The sequence below is a fragment of the Pseudomonas sp. SG-MS2 genome (genome assembly GCF_009933855.1).
Lineage (GTDB): Bacteria > Pseudomonadota > Gammaproteobacteria > Pseudomonadales > Pseudomonadaceae > Aquipseudomonas > Aquipseudomonas putida_E.
Genome location: NZ_MOMO01000217.1, coordinates 14,348 through 31,169, shown reverse-complemented (window position 1 = coordinate 31,169; position 16,822 = coordinate 14,348). Strand labels below are relative to the sequence as shown.

Below are 16,822 nucleotides of genomic sequence, written 5' to 3'. Positions count from 1 at the left end.
CTTCAGGCTGGGCTCAGTATGGTGTCCTTGGCCTCAGCCAGCATCCCGGGGTAATCCAGGGTGTAGTGCAACCCGCGGCTTTCCTTGCGCTGCATGGCCGAGCGGATCATCAGCTCCGCCACCTGTGCCAGGTTGCGCAACTCGATCAGGTCGCGGCTGACCTTGTAGTTGCTGTAGAACTCGTCGATCTCGTCCAGCAGCAGGCGCACGCGGTGCTCGGCACGCTGCAGGCGCTTGCTGGTGCGCACGATACCCACGTAGTCCCACATGAACCGCCGCAGTTCGTCCCAGTTGTGCGCAATGATCACATCCTCATCCGAGTCGGTGACCTGGCTGGCATCCCAGCAGGGCAGGGCTTTGGGCATGGCGATCTGGGCCAGGCGGGCCTCGATGTCCGCGGCAGCGGAACGGCCGTAGACGAAACACTCGAGCAGCGAGTTGCTGGCCATGCGGTTGGCGCCGTGCAGGCCGGTGAAGCTGGTCTCGCCGATGGCGTACAGGCCCGGGACGTCGGTATGGCCGCGATCGTCGACCACCACCCCGCCACAGGTGTAGTGGGCGGCGGGCACTACCGGGATCGGCTGACGGGTGATGTCGATACCGAAGGCCAGGCAACGCTCATAGACCGTCGGGAAATGGCTTTTGATGAAGTCGGCCGGCTTGTGCGTGATGTCCAGGTAGACGCAGTCCACGCCCAGGCGCTTCATCTCATGGTCGATGGCCCGGGCTACGATGTCGCGGGGAGCCAGTTCTTCGCGTGGGTCGAAGCGCGGCATGAAGCGTTCACCATTGGGCAGGCGCAGCAGGGCGCCTTCGCCGCGCAGGGCTTCGGTGATCAGGAAACTCTTGGCCTGCGGATGGTAGAGGCAGGTGGGATGGAACTGGTTGAATTCCAGATTCGCAACCCGACAGCCGGCGCGCCAGGCCATGGCGATGCCATCGCCGCAGGCACCATCGGGGTTGCTGGTATACAGGTAGACCTTGGCGGCGCCGCCGGTGGCAAGCACGGTAAATCGCGCCCCGAAGGTGTCCACCTCACCACTGTTGCGGTTCAGCACGTAGGCGCCCAGGCACCGCGCGCCTGGCAAGCCCAGGCGCCGCTCGGTAATCAGGTCGACCGCCACTCGTTGCTCAAGCAGTTCGATGTTGGGGCGTTTGCGGGCTTGCTCCAGCAACGTGGTGAAAATGGCTGCGCCCGTGGCATCGGCGGCATGGATGATGCGCCGGTGGCTGTGCCCGCCTTCGCGGGTCAGGTGAAATTCGAAGCCGCCATCGTCAACGCTGGAGTGCTCATCGCGGGTAAAGGGCACGCCCTGTTCGATCAGCCACTCAATGGCTTCGCGGCTGTGCTCGACGGTGAATCGCACGGCATCTTCGTGGCACAGTCCGCCGCCGGCATTGAGAGTGTCCTCGACATGGGACTGCACGGTATCGGTGTCGTCCAGTACCGCGGCCACGCCACCTTGGGCCCAGAAAGTCGAGCCATTGGCCAGGTCGCCCTTGCTCAGTACGGCGATGCGCAGGTGGGCGGGAAGGTTGAGTGCCAGGCTGAGACCGGCTGCGCCGCTGCCGATCACCAGGACATCATGTTGGAATTGTTGGCTCATGTCGGGACACTAGTAATCTTCGGAGGGGGCACGGCACAATAGACACGCGTAGATGGCATTGTGAAACTATCGTGAATAGAGGCCGGGTTGCCTTTATAGCAGCCTGCGGTGGCCAATTTCCATGCCACTTGCGACGTTAGGGCAATCTTCGTGGGAACTTTCCTACATGGCTGGAAATCCTATGAAGGCTGCCCGTGCGCCATCATTTCGCGCGGCGACGCGTGGCGGCGGCTCTATCCGGGCTGACACCTGCGTATCCGAAACCTGATTATCGACGCTGCCGGCCGTGCCCGCGCCGCGTCTTCCGTGCGAGCCAGTCAAGGGCCGCAGGAAACTTGCTTGGAGGAGAGAACTTTTGCGAAAAGCCCGAGTCTATGTTTGCAAGCCCGAACGATGGCTGATGCAACGCTCCTTCGAGTTCACTGAGGAGTGTTCATGCTAACCCAGGAAGAGGATCAGCAGCTTGTCGAGCGCGTGCAGCGCGGTGACAGGCGAGCGTTCGATCTGTTGGTGCTGAAGTATCAGCACAAGATTCTCGGGTTGATCGTGCGGTTCGTTCACGATACCCACGAGGCCCAGGATGTAGCGCAGGAAGCCTTTATCAAGGCCTACCGTGCGCTTGGCAATTTCCGCGGTGACAGTGCGTTTTATACCTGGCTGTACCGCATCGCCATCAACACGGCGAAGAACTATCTGGTGTCCCGTGGAAGACGGCCGCCAGACAGCGATGTGAGCTCCGAGGATGCGGAGTTTTACGACGGCGATCATGGCCTCAAGGATCTCGAGTCCCCAGAACGCTCCCTGTTGCGGGATGAAATCGAAGGCACAGTCCATCGCACCATCCAGCAACTGCCTGAAGATTTGCGCACGGCTCTGACCCTGCGTGAGTTCGACGGGTTGAGTTACGAAGACATTGCCAGTGTCATGCAATGTCCGGTGGGTACCGTGCGCTCTCGAATCTTCCGCGCTCGGGAGGCCATAGACAAAGCCCTGCAGCCCTTGTTGCAGGAAACCTGAGACAGCGGCGACAGCCAAGAGAGGAACCGCCATGAGTCGTGAAGCTTTGCAGGAATCGCTGTCCGCGGTAATGGATAACGAAGCGGACGAACTGGAATTGCGACGGGTGCTGAGCGCCGTCGACGATGCCGAAACCCGTGCCACCTGGTCGCGTTACCAGGTAGCCCGCGCAGCGATGCACAAGGAGCTGTTGCTGCCGAAAATGGATATCGCCTCGGCGGTGTCTGCCGCCTTGGCTGACGAAGCCGTACCGGCCAAAGTCAAGCAAGGCCCATGGCGCAGCATTGGCCGCCTGGCCGTTGCCGCCTCGGTTACCGTTGCTGTGCTGGCTGGTGTACGCATGTACAACCAGGACGAGATCACCGGCGCCGAGCTGGCTTCGCAGCAACCTGCCCAGCAAGGCCTGAGCATGCCACAAACTCAGGGCCCGGCTGTTTTGGCAGGCTATAGTGAAGGCAGTGAGCAACCGACCGGGCCGATGGCCAATGGCGTGCTGCAGAACCAGGCCGGCTGGGATCAGCGTCTGCCGGGGTATCTGCGCCAGCACGCGCAGGAATCCGCGCTCAAGGGTACTGAAACTGCCCTGCCGTATGCCCGCGCCGCCAGCCTGGAAAACCGCTAAGTAAGGAGGATCATGCGCGCGCTACCTCTCCTGTCGCTGCTTTTAGGCAGTTGCATGACGGTGCCAGCATTGGCAGCCAATTCGTCGCCCCAGGCAAGCGAATGGCTGAACAAGCTGGCACAGGCCGAACAAAGGCAGAGTTACCAGGGCTCCTTCGTTTACGAACGAAACGGCAGCTTCTCATCCCACGACATCTGGCATCGGGTTCAGGACGGCAAGGTCAGCGAGCGATTGCTCCAGCTTGACGGTGCCGCCCAGGAAATCGTGCGGGTGGACGGCAAGGTGCAATGCGTCAGTGGTGCATTGGCCAGTGGCGTGAGCAACTTGCCCGATGCCGCGCCGCGCATGCTCGACCCCCTCAAACTGATGAGCTGGTACGATTTGGCTGTAGCAGGCAAGGCACGGGTCGCCGGGCGCGATGCGGTCATTGTCACGCTTACTCCGCGCGACCAGCACCGCTACGCATTTGAAATGCACCTGGACAGCAAAACCGGCCTGCCGCTGCGCTCGTTGATGCTCAACGACAAGGGGCAGTTGCTCGAGCGCTTCCAGATGACGCGCCTTGATACCGATGACCTGCCTACCGATGCCGATTTGAAGGCCAGTGCCGCCTGCAAACCGGTGGAGCGTGTGGCCCGCCCCAAGACCGAAGCCGTTGCAGGCTGGCGCTCGGACTGGCTGCCACCGGGTTTCGAGCTGATCAACAGTACCGTACGGCGTGACCCTTCTGGCGATAGCACCATCAGCAGCCTCATGTATGACGATGGCCTGGCACGCTTCTCGGTGTTTCTGGAGCTGGTCACGGAAGATGCCAGCGCTGATGTGCGTACTCAGCTAGGCCCTACTTCGGCCGTTTCACGTCGCCTTAACACGCCCAAGGGTAAGGTGATGGTCACTGTGGTCGGCGAAATTCCATTAGGTACTGCAGAACGCGTCGCATTGTCGATGCGCCCACAGGATGCTCAGGCGCGCCAGTAATGGCGCCCTTTTTCGGCTCATGACAAGGCGCACGGACATGCGGCTGAAATGAAATTAAAGCATTGTCATTTGCAATCCATCTGTAAATTTTCTATAGGTCAGGCTTCTTGGAGTCTGGCCTTTCCTGCTTTTGCAGGCGGTCTTACGCTAACTACGCTCGTTGTGACGGGAGCCGTATGTCAATACCACGCTTGAAATCCTACCTATCGATGTTCGCCGCCGTGCTGATGCTTGGCCAGGTGCTGACCGCCCAGGCCGAGGAGGCCCTGCCGGACTTCACCACCTTGGTCGAGCAGGCCTCGCCGGCCGTCGTCAACATCAGTACCAAGCAAAAGCTGCCTGACCGCCGTGTCGCTGCCGGTCAGATGCCGGACCTCGAAGGCTTGCCGCCGATGTTCCGCGAGTTCTTCGAGCGCAACATGCCGCAACAGCCGCGTTCGCCACGTGGTGACCGCCAGCGCGAGGCCCAGTCGCTGGGCTCAGGCTTCATCATTTCCAGTGACGGTTATGTGCTGACCAACAATCACGTGGTTGCCGATGCCGACGAGATCATCGTCCGTCTGTCCGATCGCAGCGAGCTGCAGGCCAAGCTGGTCGGCACCGACCCGCGCACCGATGTGGCCCTGCTCAAGGTCGACGGCAAGAACCTGCCCACCGTCAAACTGGGCGACTCCGAGAAGCTCAAGGTAGGTGAGTGGGTGCTGGCCATCGGTTCGCCGTTCGGTTTCGATCATTCGGTGACCAAAGGGATCGTCAGCGCCAAAGGCCGCACCCTGCCCAATGACACCTACGTGCCCTTCATTCAGACCGACGTGGCCATCAACCCAGGCAACTCCGGCGGGCCGCTGTTCAACATGAATGGCGAAGTAGTGGGTATCAACTCGCAGATCTTCACCCGTTCGGGCGGTTTCATGGGCCTGTCGTTCGCCATCCCGATCGATGTCGCGATCGATGTCTCCAACCAGTTGAAGAAGGACGGCAAGGTCAGCCGCGGCTGGCTGGGCGTGGTCATTCAGGAAGTCAACAAGGACCTGGCTGAATCCTTCGGCCTCGACAAGCCGGCCGGTGCCCTGGTGGCGCAGGTGCTTGAAGATGGCCCGGCAGCCAAGAGCGGCCTGCAGGTGGGCGACGTGATCCTGAGCATGAACGGCCAGCCGATCGTCATGTCGGCCGACCTGCCGCATCTGGTAGGCACCCTGAAGGCTGGCGCCAAGGCCAAGCTTGAGATCATCCGTAATGGCAAGCGCCAGAACCTGGATGTGACCATTGGTGCGATGCCTGATGACGATGCCGATATCGGTACTGGTACGGGTGCCGATGGCAGTGCAGAGCGCAGCAGCAACCGCCTGGGTGTTTCCGTCTCTGACCTGACCGCCGAGCAGAAGAAATCGCTGGAGCTCAAGGGTGGCGTCGTCATCAAAGAAGTCCAGGATGGCCCGGCAGCCATGATTGGGCTGCGTCCGGGTGACGTTATCAGCCACTTGAACAACCAGGCGATCGCCTCGGCCAAGCAGTTCACCGAAATTGCCAAGGACCTGCCGAAGAACCGTTCGGTATCCATGCGCGTGCTGCGCCAGGGCCGGGCGAGCTTCATCACCTTCAAGCTTGCTGAATAAGCCGGCTTGCCGGTTGCAAAGGGCAGCTTCGGCTGCCCTTTTTCATGAGAGTTCACAATTCTTGGCGGGAGTCAGCCTGTATCGTGCGTCAGAGGAATCTCCCATATCCTTGCTGGTTGAGGTACAATTCCCGGCTATTTTTCGGCGGGCGTCCGGCTCGCAGCCTTTTCGAGTGTTGACCCGTGAGTGATTTGAGTCATATCCGCAATTTCTCCATCATCGCCCACATCGACCATGGCAAGTCGACGCTGGCCGACCGTTTCATCCAGATGTGCGGTGGCCTGTCGGCACGCGAAATGGAAGCTCAGGTTCTGGATTCCATGGACCTGGAGCGCGAACGCGGGATCACCATCAAGGCCCACAGCGTCACGCTTCACTACAAGGCGCAGGACGGCAAGACCTACCAGCTGAACTTCATCGATACGCCCGGCCACGTCGACTTCACCTATGAAGTCTCGCGTTCGCTGGCGGCCTGCGAAGGTGCGCTGCTGGTGGTGGACGCCGGCCAGGGCGTCGAAGCCCAGTCGGTGGCCAACTGCTACACCGCCATCGAGCAGGGCCTTGAGGTCATGCCGGTCCTGAACAAGATGGACCTGCCTCAGGCCGACCCTGATCGGGTCAAGGACGAGATCGAGAAGATCATCGGCATCGACGCTACCGACGCGGTGGCGTGCAGTGCCAAGAGCGGCATGGGCGTCGACGAGGTTCTCGAGCGCCTGGTCCACACCATTCCCGCGCCTGTGGGCGAGATCGATGCCCCGCTGCAGGCGTTGATCATCGACTCCTGGTTCGACAACTACCTGGGCGTGGTTTCGTTGGTGCGCGTGCGTCAGGGCCGCGTCAAGAAGGGCGACAAGATCCTGGTCAAGTCCACCGGCAAGGTGCACCTGGTCGACAGCGTGGGTGTCTTCACCCCGAAACATACCCAGACCGCTGATCTGAAAGCCGGTGAAGTAGGCTTCATCATTGCCAGCATCAAGGACATCCATGGTGCGCCGGTCGGCGACACACTGACCCTGTCCTCGACTCCCGAGGTCGAAATGCTGGCCGGTTTCAAGAAGATCCAGCCGCAGGTTTATGCCGGCCTGTTCCCGGTCAGCTCCGACGATTTCGAGGACTTCCGCGACGCCCTGCAGAAGCTGACCCTGAACGACTCGTCGCTGCAATACATGCCCGAAAGCTCCGATGCACTGGGCTTCGGCTTCCGTTGCGGCTTCCTGGGCATGCTGCACATGGAGATCATCCAGGAGCGCCTGGAGCGCGAATACGACCTGGACCTGATCACCACGGCTCCGAGCGTGATCTACGAGCTGGAACTCAAGACCGGCGAAACCATCGTTGTCGACAACCCGTCGAAGCTGCCTGATGTTTCGGCTGTCACGGACTTCCGCGAGCCGATCGTCACCGCGACCATCCTGGTGCCGCAGGAGCATCTGGGCAACGTCATCACCCTGTGCATCGAGAAGCGTGGCGTACAGCGCGACATGCAGTTCCTCGGCAGCCAGGTGCAGGTGCGTTATGACATGCCGATGAACGAAGTGGTGCTGGACTTCTTCGACCGCCTGAAGTCGACCAGCCGCGGCTATGCTTCGCTGGACTATCATTTCGATCGCTACCAGTCGGCCAACCTGGTCAAGCTGGATGTACTGATCAACGGCGACAAGGTCGATGCCCTGGCATTGATCGTGCACCGCGACAACGCGGCCTATAAAGGCCGTGCGTTGACCGAGAAGATGAAGGAACTGATCCCTCGGCAGATGTTCGATGTGGCGATCCAGGCAGCCATTGGCGGCCAGATCATCGCGCGGACAACCGTCAAGGCGCTCAGAAAGAACGTACTGGCCAAGTGCTACGGTGGTGACGTCAGCCGTAAGAAAAAGCTGCTGGAGAAGCAGAAGGCCGGTAAGAAACGCATGAAACAGGTGGGCAACGTGGAGATTCCACAAGAAGCCTTCCTCGCCGTGCTCAGGTTGGATAGCTAGGTCCTATGTCGCTAAATTTCCCGCTGTTGCTAGTCATCGCCGTAGCCGTTTGCGGTCTGTTGGGCTTGATCGACCTGCTGTTCCTGGCCCCGCGCCGGCGGGCGGCAGTCGCCAACTACCAGGGTAGCGTCACCCAGCCAGAAATGGCCGTGGTCGAGCGCCTGAACAAGGAACCGCTGCTGGTCGAGTACGGCAAGTCGTTCTTCCCGGTGCTGTTCATCGTACTGGTGCTGCGCTCGTTCCTGGTAGAGCCGTTCCAGATCCCCTCGGGGTCGATGAAACCGACCCTGGAAGTGGGCGACTTCATCCTGGTGAACAAGTTCTCGTACGGCATTCGCCTGCCGGTGATCGACAAGAAGGTCATCGAGGTGGGTGACCCGCAACGCGGTGATGTGATGGTGTTCCGCTACCCAAGCGACCCGAACGTCAACTACATCAAGCGTGTGGTGGGCCTGCCAGGTGACCAGATCCGCTACACCAGCGACAAGCGGTTGTTCGTCAATGGCAAGCCCATTGCCGAGCAATTGGTCGGCGCCGAGCCCGGCACCCTGGGCAGCGCCGAGCTGTACAAGGAAAAGCTGGGCGAAGCCGAGCACCTGATCCGCAAGGAAATGACCCGTTATCGCATGCCGCCGGACCAGCAGTGGACCGTGCCGGCCGGCCATTACTTCATGATGGGCGACAACCGCGACAACTCCAACGACAGCCGTTACTGGGATGACCCGAACATTCCCAAGGAACTGCACGGCATGGTTCCGGACCGGAACATCGTCGGCAAGGCCTTCGCGGTCTGGATGAGCTGGCCAGAGCCAAAGCTCAGCCACTTGCCCAACCTGTCGCGGGTCGGCCTGATCCATTGATACCCTTCGGCGCTGTCCAGCAGACAGCGCCGAATGCATTTCTGACATAGGCTGTGTTCTCAGGGATCGAGAGATTCGTCGCTCGCCGCGACGGGCCACAGCCAAACAGTCTTTCAGGATGTTGATTTGAACAACGCGTTGAACAACCAACGGGTGGCTGCATGAGTGCTTCCCTTGCCCGTCTCGAGCGCAAGCTCGGTTACACCTTCAAAGACCAGGACCAGATGGTGCTGGCCCTGACCCATCGCAGCTACGCCGGGCGCAACAATGAGCGCCTGGAGTTTCTCGGCGATGCCATTCTGAACTTCGTGGCCGGCGAGGCGCTGTTCGAGCGCTTCCCGCAGGCCCGCGAAGGCCAGCTGTCGCGCTTGCGTGCGCGCTTGGTCAAGGGCGAAACCCTGGCCCGGCTGGCCCGCGGTTTCGACCTGGGTGAGTACCTGCGCCTGGGCTCCGGTGAGCTCAAGAGCGGCGGTTTCCGCCGCGAGTCGATCCTGGCCGATGCCCTCGAAGCCCTGATCGGCGCCATCTACCTTGATGCCGACATGCAGACCGCCCGCGAGCGCGTGCTGGCCTGGCTGACCGACGAGTTCGAAAGCCTGACCCTTGTCGACACCAACAAAGACCCGAAAACCCGCCTGCAGGAGTTTCTGCAGTCGCGTAGCTGTGAGCTGCCTCGCTACGAGGTGGTGGACATCCAGGGCGAACCGCACTGCCGTACCTTCTTCGTCGAATGCGAAGTGGTGCTGCTGAACAACAAGAGCCGTGGCCAGGGCGTGAGCCGGCGTATTGCCGAGCAAGTCGCTGCCGCCGCCGCATTGATCGCCCTGGGCGTGGAGAATGGCAATGACTGAGAACAATCCGACCCGCTGCGGTTACGTGGCCATCGTCGGCCGCCCCAACGTGGGCAAGTCGACCTTGCTCAACCATATCCTCGGCCAGAAGCTGGCGATCACCTCGCGCAAGCCACAGACTACCCGCCACAACATGCTCGGCATCAAGACCGAGGGTGATGTGCAGGCCATCTACGTCGACACCCCCGGCATGCACAAGGCCAACGACAAGGCCTTGAACCGCTACATGAACCGCAATGCCTCGGCGGCCCTGAAGGACGTCGATGTGGTGATTTTCGTGGTCGACCGTACGCGCTGGACCGATGAGGACCAACTGGTGCTCGAACGCGTTCAGTACGTGACCGGCCCGCTGATCATCGCAGTCAACAAAACCGACCGCATGGACGAAAAAGCCGAGCTGATCCCGCACCTGCAGTGGCTGCAGGAGCAACTGCCCAATGCCGAGGTCGTACCCATCTCTGCCCAGCAGGGGCACAATCTGGACGCGCTCGAGGCGCTGATTGCCAAGCACCTGCCGGAGAATGATCACTTCTTCCCGGAAGACCAGATCACCGACCGCAGCAGCCGCTTCCTGGCCGCTGAACTGGTGCGCGAGAAAATCATGCGCCAGCTGGGTGCGGAATTGCCGTACCAGATCACCGTGGAGATCGAGGAGTTCAAGCAGCAGGGCCATGTGCTGCACATCCATGCGTTGATCCTGGTGGAGCGTGACGGCCAGAAGAAGATCATCATTGGCGACAAGGGCGAGCGCATCAAGCGCATTGGCTCCGACGCGCGCAAGGACATGGAAACCCTGTTCGACGCCAAGGTCATGCTCAACCTCTGGGTCAAGGTCAAAGGCGGCTGGTCCGATGACGAGCGTGCACTGCGCTCGCTGGGCTACGGCGACCTGTAACCCCTCCAGCGGCCCGGATCTCTCCGGGCCGCTCTGCTTTCAGGCCACACTTCATGGAACAACCTGTCGGCCAGCCGGCCTACGTGCTGCACAGCCGTGCCTACAAGGAAACCAGCGCGCTGGTGGACTTCTTCACGCCGCAGGGGCGCGTGCGCGCGGTGTTGCGCCGTGCAAGGGGCAAGGGTGGCAGCCTGGTGCGGCCGTTCGTGCCGCTGGAAGTGGAACTGCGCGGCCGCAGTGAGCTAAAAAACGTCGGGCGCCTGGACAGCATGGGCATCGCGGCCTGGCTGCACGGCGATGCACTGTTCAGCGGCCTCTACCTCAATGAACTGCTGATGCGCCTGCTACCTGCCGAAGCACCACAACCGGAACTGTTCGAGCACTACGCCCTGACCTTGCAGGCCCTGGCCGCCGGGCGCCCGCTGGAGCCACTGCTGCGCTCCTTCGAATGGCGGCTGCTGGAAGACCTGGGTTACGCCTTTGCGCTTGACCACGACGTCAGCGACGAGCCGATCGAGGCCGACGGGCTGTACCGCTTGCAGGTCGATGCCGGCCTTGAACGCGTTTACCTGGTTCAGCCTGGCTTGTTCAATGGCGCCGAACTGTTGGCCCTCGCCCAGGCCGACTGGGATGCACCTGGTGCGCTGCTCGCGGCCAAGCGCCTGATGCGTCAGGCGTTGGCGGTCCATCTGGGGCCAAAACCGCTGGTCAGCCGGGAACTGTTTCGCAAGCGCTGAGCTCGTCGTATGCTGTGGGGCTAAATCTTCAGGAGAGCCTTTCGTGACTCACAGCAACCGCATGCTTCTCGGCGTCAACATCGACCACGTGGCTACCTTGCGCCAGGCCCGCGGCACACGCTATCCGGACCCGGTCAAGGCTGCGCTGGATGCCGAGGAAGCAGGCGCCGATGGCATCACCGTGCACTTGCGCGAAGACCGCCGGCACATCCAGGAGCGCGATGTGGTGCTGCTCAAGGACGTGCTGCAAACCCGCATGAACTTCGAGATGGGCGTCACTGAAGAGATGATGGTGTTCGCCGAAAACATTCGCCCGGCGCATATCTGTCTGGTACCTGAAACACGCCAGGAACTGACCACCGAGGGCGGCCTCGATGTGGCTGGGCAGGAGGCACGCATCAAGGCTGCGGTAGAGCGCCTGTCGCGCACTGGCGCCGAAGTGTCGCTGTTCATCGACGCCGACGAGCGGCAGATCGAAGCCTCGCGCCGTGTGGGTGCCCCGGCCATCGAGCTGCATACCGGTCGTTATGCCGATGCCCAGACCCCGACTGAGGTGGCTGAGGAGCTCAAGCGGATCGTCGACGGCGTCGCTTTTGGCGTCGGTCAGGGGCTGATCGTCAATGCCGGGCATGGCCTGCATTACCACAATGTCGAGGCGGTGGCGGCAATCAAGGGCATCAATGAATTGAACATTGGCCACGCTTTGGTGGCCCATGCACTGTTCGTAGGTTTCAAGGCGGCGGTGGCAGAGATGAAGGCGCTGATCGTCGCAGCTTCGCGCTGATCATCTGCGCTGCGTTATGCAGGCGGCCCATCGCCGGCAAGCCGGCTCCCACAGGTACAGCGCAGGCCTCAAGAGCTGCGCAGTCCCGGTGGGGGCTTTTCATTTGCGCGCCAACAGCGCGGCGCGGCGTGGGGCGGGCAACCCCTCGATGGTCTTGCTATGGTCGTTCGGGTCGAGGAAGTCCCCCAGCGACTGGTAGCGCATCCATTCGGTGCTGCGCTGCTCCTCGACGCTGGTCACACTGACATCCACGCAGCGCACATCGCTGAAACCCGCACGGCGCAACCAGCGCTCCAGCGCCGGGACCGACGGCAGATACCAGACATTGCGCATCTGCGCGTAGCGGTCTTCAGGCACCAGTACCTGCTGCTCGTCGCCCTCGACCACTAGCGTCTCCAGTACCAGCTCACCCCCTTTGACCAGGCAGTCCTTGAGCGCCAGCAGGTGCTCGATGGGGGAGCGGCGATGGTAGAACACCCCCATGGAAAACACCGTGTCAAAACCTTCCAGGCTGGCTGGCAGTTCCTCCAGCGCAAACGGCAGGTGCCAGGCCGGCAAGCCGGGCAGGTACCGCTGCACGGCCTGGAACTGGCAGAAGAACAGCCAGTTGGGGTCAACCCCGATGACCATGTCGGCGCCTGCACCGAGCATGCGCCATTGGTAATAGCCGTTGCCGCAACCGACATCGAGCACACGCTTGCCCTGCAGGTCCAGGTGCGGAGCCACGCGCGACCACTTCCAGTCCGAGCGCCACTCAGTGTCGACATGCACGCCGAACAGGTCGAACGGCCCTTTGCGCCAGGGCGACAGGCCCATCAGGGCCTGGCGCATCTGCGCGCGGGTGGCGTCGTCGCAGTCACAGTCCAGACGCAGGCCGTCGGCCAGGTCGATTTCGCTTGGCTGCAGTGCCGGCAGGGCGTCCAGCGCACCGCGCCAGCGCTCGAGGTCGCCGTGGCCTTTCTCCAGCTTGGCTTGAAGTTGTGCTTGCAGGCCTTGCGACCATAAAGCCAGTGGGGTGCCCGCCAGGCGGCGGACGAGGGGGGACAGATCGATCATGGCAGGGCTATCAGCGAGGCGAAATTAAGGCATTGGAACCAAGGCACCACCTTGCTGAAGCCCGCCGCGCGCAGGCGCTCGGTGTGGGTGTGCAGGGTGTCGGGTTTCATCACGTTCTCGATGGCGCTGCGCTTCTGGGCGATTTCCAGTTCGCTGTAGCCATTGGCACGCTTGAAGTCCAGGTGCAGTTCATTGAGTAGGGTCTGCTCCTGGTCATCGGCGAAATGCAGTTTCTCCGAGAGGATCAGCGCGCCACCGGGCAGCAATGCCTGACGGATGCGGCCAAGCAACGCCAGGCGCTGTTCAGGGGCGATGAACTGCAGGGTGAAGTTCATCGCCACCACCGAGGCAGGCTCGAAGGGCAGGGCCAGGATGTCGGCGTCCAGTACCTGAACCGGCAGCAGTTCCTGGAACATCGAGTCCTGCGCGGTGAGGTACTGGCGGCAACGTTCGACCATGGCCGCGGAGTTGTCCACCGCGATCACCCGGCAGCCCTCGCTGCGCACATGGCGGCGCAGCGACTGGGTAACGGCGCCAAGGGACGCGCCGAGGTCATACAGGGCGGTATTGGGCTGGGCGAAGCGCGCCGCGAGCACACCAAGGTTCTCGACGATGGTCGGGTAACCGGGCACCGAGCGCTTGATCATGTCCGGGAACACGCGCACCACGTCTTCGTTGAACACGAAGTCGGGAACTTGCTCCAGAGGCTGGGCGAAAAGGCGGTCGGGTTGTTTGCTCACGGTGAATCCAGGCGGCTGACAATTGGCAGGGCCGGCATTCTAGCCAAACCGCGCCAAGGATGCATGGTCGGCTGACCAGCGCTGTGCGTTCAGTTGACCTGCACCGCGCAGTCGAAGGTCTGTACAGGCCGAACTTCCGGGGCCCAGGGCTGCTGATAGACCAGCACCAGGTGGCCTTCGCCTGCGGCACGGGCTTCGAAGCGCCAGGTGGAAATGCCCGCGCTGCCGACGATGCCGGCTTCCTCGGGGGCGCTGTAGACCTCGGGGCCGAGGCTGCGCAAGATGTTCGAGGCCGGGTTCTGCACCAGCCAGCGGTAGCCGGTGGAGGGGTTGCTGGGCAGGGTCAGGGTGAGCGCCTGGCCGACCTGCATGCGCTTGGGGCATTCGCTTTCAGCGTCCAGTTCGACGGTTTGCCTGGGCTGCTGGGCGCAGGCGGTAAGCAGGACGAGGCTCAGGGGAACGAGCAGACGAGGGACAGTCATGGTAGCTCCAGAGGCTGGCGAAGGCCTGAGGATAACCGATGATAGACGGGTTTTGTGCTATCAGTGCCGCCCTCATCGCCGGCTTGCCGGCGATGAGGGCGTTGCGGGTCAGAACAGCACTTTAGCCACGTCGGCAAAGCGCTTGGCAAAGTGCACGGTCAGCCCTTCACGCAAGTACTCAGGCAATTCTTCGAAGTCCCCGCGGTTGGGCTCGGGCAGGATGAGTTCGAAAATCTTCTGCCGCCGCGCTGCGATGACCTTCTCGCGCACACCACCAATCGGCAGTACCTGGCCGGTGAGGGTCAGCTCGCCGGTCATGGCCACCCCTTTTTTCGGTGCCTGGTCACGGGCCAGCGACAGCAGTGCGCTGGCCATGGTGATACCGGCGCTCGGCCCATCCTTGGGCGTGGCGCCTTCTGGCACGTGCAGGTGAATGAAGGCTTCGTTGAAGAAAGCCGGATCACCACCAAATTGCTTGAGGTTGGAGCTGACGTAGCTGTAGGCGATCTCGGCAGATTCCTTCATCACGTCACCCAGCTTGCCGGTGAGCTTGAAGCCGCGATTGAGCGTGTGGATGCGGGTTGCCTCGATCGGTAATGTCGCGCCACCCATGCTGGTCCAGGCAAGGCCGGTAATCACGCCTTTGCCTGCCAGCACCTGTTCACTGCGGAACACGGGTATGCCGAGTGCGGCCTCCAGGTCTTTGGTGCCGATCTTGAGCTTGGCATCCGGGGCTTCGAGCAGCTTGACCACGGCCTTGCGCACCAGTTTGCCCAGCTGTTTTTCCAGCTGGCGTACGCCGGCTTCGCGGGCATAGCCCTCGATCACGGCGCGCAGGGCGCTATCGCTGATGGCCAGGCTGGTCTTGGCCACGCCGGCCTTTGCCAGCTGTTTGGGCCATAGGTGACGCTTGGCGATGGCCAGTTTTTCTTCGGTGATGTAGCCGGAGAGGCGGATCACTTCCATACGGTCGAGCAGAGGGCCGGGGATCGAGTCCAGCGTGTTGGCGGTACACACGAACAGCACCTTGGACAGGTCCAGGCGCAGGTCCAGGTAATGGTCGAGGAAGTCGACGTTCTGTTCAGGGTCCAGGGTTTCCAGCAGCGCCGAGGCCGGGTCGCCCTGGTAGCTCTGGCCCATCTTGTCGATTTCGTCGAGCATGATCACCGGGTTCATCACCTCGACATCTTTCAGCGCCTGCACGAGCTTGCCTGGTTGGGCGCCGATGTAGGTGCGCCGGTGCCCCTTGATCTCGGCCTCGTCGCGCATGCCGCCGACGCTGAACCGGTAGAACGGGCGCCCAAGCGATTCGGCGATGGACTTGCCGATGCTGGTCTTGCCCACGCCTGGCGGGCCCACCAGCAGCACGATCGAACCACTGATCTCGCCCTTCCAGGCGCCCACGGCGAGGAACTCCAGGATGCGTTCCTTGATGTCATCGAGGCCCGCGTGATGCTGGTCGAGCACCTTGCGCGCATGCTTGAGGTCGAGCTTGTCCTTGCCATATACACCCCAGGGCAGCGCACTGGCCCAATCCAGGTAGTTGCGGGTGACGGCGTATTCGGGGGAGCCGGTTTCAAGAATGGCCAGCTTGGCCATTTCTTCATCGATGCGCTTTTTTGCCTGCTCTGGCAGGGTCTTGCCTTGCAGGCGCTGTTGGAACTGTTCGAGGTCGGCACTGCGGTCGTCCTTGGTCAGGCCAAGTTCCTGCTGGATGACCTTGAGCTGTTCCTTGAGGAAGAATTCGCGCTGGTGCTCGCCGATCTGCCGGTTGACCTCGGCGGAGATCTCATTCTGCAGGCGCGCGACTTCGACTTCTTTGCGCAGCATCGGCAGGACCTTTTCCATACGCTTGAGCATGGGCACGCAATCGAGCACTTCCTGCAACTGATTGCCGGTGGCCGAGGTGAGTGCGGCGGCAAAGTCGGTCAGTGGCGATGGGTCGTTGGGACTGAATCGGTTGAGGTAGTTCTTCAGCTCCTCGCTGTACAGCGGGTTGAGCGGCAGCAGTTCCTTGATCGCATTGATCAGGGCCATGCCGTAGGCCTTGACCTCGTCGGTCGGCTCGCTTGGCTGGCGTGGGTATTCGACTTCGACCAGATAAGGCGGGCGATGGTGCTTGAGCCAGGTGCGGATGCGTACACGGGTCAGGCCCTGGGCGACGAACTGCAGCTTGCCGTTTTCGCGGCTGGCATGGTGCACCTTGACCAGGGTGCCGTACTCCGGCAAGGCCGCAGTGTCGAAATGGCGGTGGTCTTCGGGAGGGGTGTCCATGAAGAACAGGGCCAGGCAGTGGTCCGGTGTCTTGGCCACCAGGTCGAGGGTTTCGGCCCAAGGCTCTTCGTTGACGATGACCGGCAGTACTTGTGCTGGGAAGAACGGGCGGTTGTGGATCGGAATCACGTAGACCTTGTCCGGCAATTGCTGGCCGGGCAGGGCGAGGGCGTGGCCGGTTTGGGCCTGACCATCAAGGTGTTCGATTTCGCTGTTTTCGTCGGGTTGTTCCGGAAAATCCTGCTGGTCGCTCATGGGGCACCTGCGTGAATGGCTATGGTGCTTAGATGGGGCGCGGGGGAATGGGTTTCAAGCTTCAAG

15 protein-coding genes are annotated in these 16,822 nt (G+C 61.9%); 10 read left to right on the top strand and 5 right to left on the bottom strand.

Translation table 11 applies throughout. The features are described 5' to 3' along the window. Positions 1-2 precede the first annotated feature (2 nt). Positions 3-1,607, bottom strand: coding sequence for an L-aspartate oxidase (gene nadB / locus BLX42_RS18305; protein WP_125924242.1), 1,605 nt, complete (start codon positions 1,605-1,607; stop codon positions 3-5). A gap of 435 nt (positions 1,608-2,042) precedes the next feature. Between nadB and rpoE the strand changes: the two genes are divergently transcribed. From rpoE to pdxJ, 10 genes are all read left to right on the top strand, one after another. Further along, on the top strand, positions 2,043-2,624 hold the full coding sequence (gene rpoE, locus BLX42_RS18300; RefSeq protein WP_003252049.1) for an RNA polymerase sigma factor RpoE: 582 nt from the start codon (positions 2,043-2,045) through the stop codon (positions 2,622-2,624). Positions 2,625-2,655: 31 nt separating this feature from the next. Then, positions 2,656-3,246, top strand: a complete 591-nt coding sequence (locus BLX42_RS18295; protein ID WP_161872331.1) for a sigma-E factor negative regulatory protein — start codon at positions 2,656-2,658, stop codon at positions 3,244-3,246. A gap of 12 nt (positions 3,247-3,258) precedes the next feature. Further along, entirely contained in the window at positions 3,259-4,224 is a 966-nt protein-coding gene (locus BLX42_RS18290) for a MucB/RseB C-terminal domain-containing protein (protein ID WP_046787797.1), read from the top strand. A 209-nt stretch (positions 4,225-4,433) separates the two neighbouring features. Beyond that, a complete protein-coding gene (locus BLX42_RS18285) occupies positions 4,434-5,840 on the top strand; it encodes a DegQ family serine endoprotease (RefSeq protein WP_196998204.1) in 1,407 nt (468 codons plus the stop codon). 182 nt (positions 5,841-6,022) lie between these two features. Next, positions 6,023-7,822 carry a translation elongation factor 4 gene (gene lepA, locus BLX42_RS18280; protein ID WP_046787795.1) on the top strand — a complete coding sequence of 600 codons (1,800 nt, stop codon included), beginning with the start codon at positions 6,023-6,025 and terminating at the stop codon, positions 7,820-7,822. 5 nt (positions 7,823-7,827) lie between these two features. Continuing rightward, on the top strand, positions 7,828-8,682 hold the full coding sequence (gene lepB / locus BLX42_RS18275; protein WP_119688349.1) for a signal peptidase I: 855 nt from the start codon (positions 7,828-7,830) through the stop codon (positions 8,680-8,682). 161 nt (positions 8,683-8,843) lie between these two features. Further along, entirely contained in the window at positions 8,844-9,533 is a 690-nt protein-coding gene (gene rnc / locus BLX42_RS18270) for a ribonuclease III (protein WP_012312992.1), read from the top strand. Next, a complete protein-coding gene (gene era / locus BLX42_RS18265) occupies positions 9,526-10,428 on the top strand; it encodes a GTPase Era (protein ID WP_046787792.1) in 903 nt (300 codons plus the stop codon). Before rnc ends, era begins: the two co-directional genes overlap by 8 nt. 53 nt (positions 10,429-10,481) lie before the next feature. Further along, a complete protein-coding gene (gene recO / locus BLX42_RS18260) occupies positions 10,482-11,165 on the top strand; it encodes a DNA repair protein RecO (protein WP_012312994.1) in 684 nt (227 codons plus the stop codon). Positions 11,166-11,226: 61 nt separating this feature from the next. Beyond that, complete coding sequence (pdxJ, locus tag BLX42_RS18255) at positions 11,227-11,949, top strand: pyridoxine 5'-phosphate synthase (protein ID WP_217433418.1); 723 nt, start codon at positions 11,227-11,229, stop codon at positions 11,947-11,949. A 99-nt stretch (positions 11,950-12,048) separates the two neighbouring features. Here the strand turns inward: pdxJ and cmoB are convergent, their stop codons facing one another. The 4 genes from cmoB to lon all read right to left on the bottom strand — a co-directional run bounded on the left by cmoB (position 12,049) and on the right by lon (position 16,756). After that, a complete protein-coding gene (cmoB, locus tag BLX42_RS18250) occupies positions 12,049-13,005 on the bottom strand; it encodes a tRNA 5-methoxyuridine(34)/uridine 5-oxyacetic acid(34) synthase CmoB (protein WP_161872329.1) in 957 nt (318 codons plus the stop codon). Next, positions 13,002-13,745 (bottom strand): carboxy-S-adenosyl-L-methionine synthase CmoA, encoded by a 744-nt coding sequence (cmoA, locus tag BLX42_RS18245; RefSeq protein ID WP_115273699.1) that lies wholly within the window; start codon positions 13,743-13,745, stop codon positions 13,002-13,004. The genes cmoB and cmoA overlap by 4 nt, the downstream gene beginning before the upstream one ends. A gap of 89 nt (positions 13,746-13,834) precedes the next feature. Further along, positions 13,835-14,227, bottom strand: coding sequence for a protease inhibitor I42 family protein (locus tag BLX42_RS18240; RefSeq protein ID WP_046787788.1), 393 nt, complete (start codon positions 14,225-14,227; stop codon positions 13,835-13,837). A gap of 108 nt (positions 14,228-14,335) precedes the next feature. Further along, positions 14,336-16,756, bottom strand: coding sequence for an endopeptidase La (gene lon / locus BLX42_RS18235; protein WP_046787787.1), 2,421 nt, complete (start codon positions 16,754-16,756; stop codon positions 14,336-14,338). Positions 16,757-16,822: the final 66 nt, after the last annotated feature.